Origin of the sequence: Limnospira sp. PMC 1279.21 (genome assembly GCF_032349615.1) — a bacterium.
GTDB classification, from domain to species: Bacteria; Cyanobacteriota; Cyanobacteriia; order Cyanobacteriales; family Microcoleaceae; genus Limnospira; species Limnospira fusiformis.
In genome coordinates, this window is the sequence record NZ_JARPLU010000254.1 from 1 (window position 1) to 4,794 (window position 4,794).

Below are 4,794 nucleotides of genomic sequence, written 5' to 3' on the forward strand. Positions count from 1 at the left end.
ATGTCGTCATCCCAAAGTTGAGCCATTTGAGCGGAGGTTTTGTGGCCATGCTCTTAGGCAAAAGCCTTGAATTTGTGCCAGTCGGTAATTTGGTGGCTATGACCAGGTGGGCGATTAAGTTTAGGGAGGAAGTCGCCGGTGTGTTCTTTTCTTTGCAGCCAGAGATTGATGGTGTTCCTGCTGACATGGAAAACTTGACTGGCTTCGGTTTTGGGTATACCGTCTAGTTCAATTGCATTAATAACTTTTTGTCTAAGGTCGTAACTGTAGGGGGCTGGCATTTTGGGTCTTCTGTAGATATCCTTGCCATTATACGTCCTAACTTCTCTGTCTTGTGCTATAATTATCAGCAAAATCCTTGGCAAATTGAGCAATCGGCTACAATGGCCATAAACTGATAAACAGTTGTATATGTCCATGCTTGGGAAAGGTCTCATCCTAATTTCAACTATCTGAAACCGATTGCCCCTGAATATGAGCAAAGATCCAACCTGTTGGTAAAGGTTTATGAAATCCGCATCTTCAAACAATTCGATGCCTCAAAATCCTGCTGTATCTGCTACCGTTGATGTCGATGTCATCGATGGAGACGGAAACATTTTCACATCTTCCCGTCGTCCGGCGGGCAACTCAGCAGGGGGTAAAGCCCCCCATGGTAATAACCCATCATCTTCTGGGTTAGCCCGCACCAGTGGGAATTTCTCTAATTTTTTAGCCCCCCTAAAAAAAGAAACCTTTGTTGAAGTTGTTAAAGATGTTGAAAATAAACTAAAAACCGTTAACGAAACCCTGTCGATGCTCGACAATCTCCTGGATGCCCAGGGATTCGAGGCAATTCTTAACGAAATGTTATCCTCGATTACCTTTAAAACAGGAGAACTTCTCAACGCCGATCGCACCACGATCTGGCTGATGGACGAAGAAAAGCACGAACTCTGGTCTATAGTTGCTAAAGGAGAAGACGGAGAACCCTTAGAATTAAGGATTCCGGCTAGTGCTGGCATTGCCGGGGAAGCAGCCACCCATAAGAAAATCGTTAATATTCCCTACGATTTCTATGATGATCCGCGCTCGGCGGCCGCCAAAAAATTTGATGAAAAAAATGGCTATCGTACCTACACTATGATCGCCATGCCTCTCCTGAATGAGAATGACGATTTAGTAGCGGTAGTACAACTATTAAACAAACTCAAACCCGATATTAATCCATCATCCCCCCTCCAGGAAAAAGTCGATACTATCGGCTTTACAGGGGAAGATGAACAGGTGTTCCATGAGTTCGCCCCGTCCATTCGGCTGATCCTGCAATCGTCTAAATCCTTCTATTCAGCCACCCAGAGACAGCGAGCGGCTTCCGCGCTGATGAATGCCGTTAATGCCCTCAGCAAAAGCAGTCTCGACCTCCAAGAAACCCTCACCAATGTGATGGATCAGGCTAAAGAGTTAATGAATGCCGATCGCAGCACTCTGTGGCTACTAGATGAAGACCGAGACGAACTGTGGACCAAAATTCCCATTAATGGCAATCTGACCGAAATCAGGATTCCCCGAAATGCAGGATTTGCGGGAACTGTTGCCGAAAGTGGTGAGCCTTTACTGATCCCCTTCGATGTATACACAGACCATCGCTCTGAACAATCGAAGAAAACCGACCAAAAAACCGGGTATCGTACCTGTAGCCTCTTGTGTATGCCCGTTTATAATGCTGACAAGCAACTAATCGGTGTTACCCAACTGATTAACAAGAAAAAACAGGGGGAGTACGCCCCTTACGACCCGGCTAGTTGGCCAGAGCCTCCTGAGCAATGGAAAGCCAGCTTTAATAAAAATGATCTCGAATTTATGCGGGCTTTTAATATCCAAGCTGGGATTGCTCTTCAGAATGCCAAACTCTTCCAAAAGGTCAAAGAACAAGAGCAAAGACAGAAAGACATTCTCCGCAGTCTGACTAATGGAGTGATTTCTTCCGACAAGGAGGGTCGGATCATTGCTACCAATGAATGTGCTATGGAATTACTGGGACTCACTGAATCCCAGGTAACTCAAGGCGTATCGGTACGAGAGTTAATCCACCTGAAAGATGGTGATTTCGCCCGGTGGTTCGATTTGGCTTTGAAACCTAAAGATGCTAAAGACCGCCAACAATATTATCCCGATCAAACCCTGTTATCAGGGGCTTCGGAAATTCCCCAAAGTATTAACCTGTCCATCAATTCCATGTCTGACATTAATGATCCTAAAAAAGTCAGCGGGGCTTTGGTGGTCATGGAGGATATTAGCGGGGAAAAAGAAGTTAAGAACTTGATCTATCGGTACATGACCCCTGCTGTGGCGGAATCTCTGTTAGCTAGTGGTGAGATTAAACTAGGGGGAACCCGTAAGGATGTTACGGTTTTATTTAGTGATATCCGTGACTACACCACCCTCACCGAAAAGTTGCAGGCTGAGGAAGTAGTTAGTATGCTTAACGAATATTTTGAGGAGATGGTCGATACAGTCTTGAATCATCAGGGAACCCTAGATAAGTATATTGGGGATGCTTTGATGGCTGTATTTGGTTCTCCTGCGCCTCTACCAAATCATCAGTGGATGGCAGTGCAGGCGGCGGTGGAAATGCGTTACCGTTTGATAGAGTTTAATGATCTGCGTGTGTCTAAAGGACTGATGCCTATTAAAATTGGTATGGGTTTGCATTCTGATGAGGTAATCAGTGGTAATATTGGCTCTAGCAAGCGGATGGAGTTGACATCTATTGGAGATGGCGTTAACTTGGCTTCTCGCTTGGAGGGTACCACCAAGCAATATGGAACTGATATTGTAATTAGTGAAAATACTTATCTCCCTAATGCCGATCGCCTGATTGTTCGCGAACTTGATTTGATTACGGTTAAGGGTAAAAGTCAGCCCGTTAGGATTTATGAGTTGGTTGGTATTCGGGAAGGAAAACAGGCTAGGCCCATTCCTGATGAACAACAACAAATTATCGACCACTACCATCGGGGTCGGGAATTTTACCTGAAACCCGCCATGGAAAAACTCACTGATACCGATATCGTTCCACTTTTGGCACAACTGGAAGATTTTTCTCAGTCCCAACTTAAACAACTCTCCTACAATGAACGTGAACTTATAACACAAATGTTGGAAGAGATGTCCCTTCTCCAGTTGGAGGAGATTCTTGGCTCAAATACTGTCCGACGATTATCTCTGGCCCAGTTACCAGCTACGCCACCGGAAGAAATGGCTGACCGGATGGAGGAAATTCTTAGTGGTTTAACTCCCCGCGAAACTAAAAAAATGCTGGTCGCTAAACTTCAGCAGTTTACTGCTAATGATGAAACTAAGCAGATGTTAGCTGATGAAGGGGCGCACCTGGCTGTTAGTGCTGTGCGTAAACTGATCGATCTGTGTCGCAAAAAATTTGCATCGAAGGCTAAGGAATCCTTTAGAAATGCTAAACACGAATTTTTGGCGGTTTTGGCGATCGATGCTCAAAATAAAGCAGCAAAACTTCATGTCGATCGGTGTATACTATATGAGACCACCAAGCCCCCCAGTGAAACCTGGGATGGTGTTTGGAAGCTCACAGAAAAATAGTGCAGGGGGCTGTTTTCCCTCACCGTTTCTCTGTTGGGGCTTTGGGTCTCACAACTAATCAGAAAATCCCTAAGCCTCATCAAGGCTTGGGGGTGTGTCAACGGAGAGGTTTGCGCCTCCCCATCTCGGAGATGGCGGGTTGGCTATTGATGGGTAGTGAGGAAATTGGTCGTCAACCCCGGATCTTAGATTTCAGCCTGAACCAAGTTTAGATTAGATAATGACTGAGTTAAACGGACCGTATTCTGACCGACAATGGATAGAACAGGTGAATGACCTGTTGATTGAAGTTGCTCGCGCCGCTTTAGCTGATATCCCTAAATTACCTGGTACTGTTTCGACTTCTGCACTACCTCTGGCGCAACAGGCGATCGCTATCAAAAATCAAGCGGGTCTCTACCAGTCTACTAATTGGCAATGGCAAGAAGCAGATCTTGAGTGGGTGGGCCAGGTGCGAGAGTTTCTGTTGGAATTGTCTCGCATTGCTTTATCAGATCGCCCATCACTTCCTGAAAATATTGCCCATCGTGCTTTGATGTTGGCGGAAACATCCCAAGATATTCAGGAAGCCTTGGAAAATAGCGAACCTATTGCCACTTCTCCTACAGATGAAACTGGGGAAGGTTCCGACAAGATCGATGTTAATGGTCGGTTTAACCAATTGCGAAATCAGCTCAAAACTGAGTGCAGTACTAGTGTTAATCCCCATGACCCTCTATGGCAGCAGATCTTAACATTGTTGGATGTGGCTCAAACTCAATATAATGATTTGCCAAAAAACTAGCTCCCTGACCCTTGGAGATGATGGATAAATTCTCCGGGAGAGGGTTGATTTTTCGATGTTTTTATGGTAAAATGTAGGTTGCGTATCTTAGTAAACCAAGTCTGACCTGTTTTTTTAGTGTGATCAGTTTATATGGAATCAGACGGTCAACCTGCCAGTTTATCAGGAAGTCCTACCTACGGATTTTCGGATCTGGTGGGTGCTGTTATTGCATTATTCACCCTCATTTTTCCGTTAATAGCGATCGCTCGCTACTCCCCGAGTCAGTTACAAACGCGACCATCGCCACAGCCTGGGCAGATTAGTACAACCCCATCAGTCAAACCGGCTCCCGAAGGGCTATGATTTGGGCATTAGGATATATAGCATTAGTCAAGGTGGTTAGGACGCAGCTTTGAGAACGGAATCCATGT

The 4,794-nt window shown here is 45.3% G+C and carries 4 protein-coding genes and 1 pseudogene; 4 read left to right on the plus strand and 1 reads right to left on the minus strand.

Annotated elements, in window-relative coordinates; translation table 11 throughout:
* Window positions 1-56: 56 nt before the first annotated feature.
* Window positions 57-281, minus strand: a pseudogene (locus P5683_RS22780) (IS630 transposase-related protein); the annotation flags it as partial.
* A gap of 253 nt (window positions 282-534) precedes the next feature.
* Between P5683_RS22780 and P5683_RS22785 the strand changes: the two are divergent.
* The 4 genes from P5683_RS22785 (at window position 535) to P5683_RS22800 (ending at window position 4,726) form a co-directional block, all read left to right on the plus strand.
* Window positions 535-3,597: a GAF domain-containing protein gene (locus tag P5683_RS22785; protein WP_006625960.1), complete on the plus strand. Its 3,063-nt coding sequence runs from the start codon at window positions 535-537 to the stop codon at window positions 3,595-3,597.
* Complete coding sequence (locus tag P5683_RS22790; protein WP_006617125.1) at window positions 3,597-3,809, plus strand: hypothetical protein; 213 nt, start codon at window positions 3,597-3,599, stop codon at window positions 3,807-3,809. Before P5683_RS22785 ends, P5683_RS22790 begins: the two co-directional genes overlap by 1 nt.
* Window positions 3,810-3,817: 8 nt before the next feature.
* Window positions 3,818-4,381: a hypothetical protein gene (locus tag P5683_RS22795; RefSeq protein ID WP_006625959.1), complete on the plus strand. Its 564-nt coding sequence runs from the start codon at window positions 3,818-3,820 to the stop codon at window positions 4,379-4,381.
* Between the two features lie 132 nt (window positions 4,382-4,513).
* On the plus strand, window positions 4,514-4,726 hold the full coding sequence (locus P5683_RS22800; RefSeq protein WP_006625958.1) for a hypothetical protein: 213 nt from the start codon (window positions 4,514-4,516) through the stop codon (window positions 4,724-4,726).
* The last annotated feature ends 68 nt before the right edge of the window (window positions 4,727-4,794 follow it).